1 protein-coding gene is annotated in these 411 nt (G+C 60.6%); it reads left to right on the top strand.

Features of this window, described 5'->3' with window-relative positions:
* A partial coding sequence (locus tag HU727_RS25555) for a DUF4123 domain-containing protein (RefSeq protein ID WP_217847163.1) occupies window positions 1-411 on the top strand: 411 nt, incomplete at both ends.

Genomic DNA, 411 nt, shown 5'->3' with positions numbered 1-411 from the left:
GCCCTACTCCACCTGGCAACCGGTGATGCCCTACGTCACCGAACTCAAAGCCAACTCCGCCTTCCTGCCCTGGATCGCCGAAACCGACGCGCCCGACTGGGGCTGGCTGGCGATCTCGCGCTCAGCGCCAAACGAAGTGTTCGAACACCTGCGCAGCCTCACGCAGGTGAAAATGCCGGACGGCACGGAAGTGTTTTTCCGATTCTGGGACGGTCGGCATATCTACCCGATTCTGCATGGGCTGGGCGAGAAGGCTGGGGAAGTGATGCCGATGTTTGAGCGGTATCTGATTAATGGGAGATCGCTGGAGGTTGGGCCGAGGGTGGTGCCGAAGGTCAAGGACTGGCCGTGGTGGGAGGTGCCGAAGGGGTTGTTGGAGGGGTTGATGGCAGAAAATCCCTCGACCGTTAT

Origin of the sequence: Pseudomonas khorasanensis (assembly GCF_014268505.2) — a bacterium.
GTDB classification, from domain to species: domain Bacteria; phylum Pseudomonadota; class Gammaproteobacteria; order Pseudomonadales; family Pseudomonadaceae; genus Aquipseudomonas; species Aquipseudomonas khorasanensis.
Note: the sequence above shows the minus strand (reverse complement) of the source record. Positions and strands in the feature narration are given on the sequence as shown.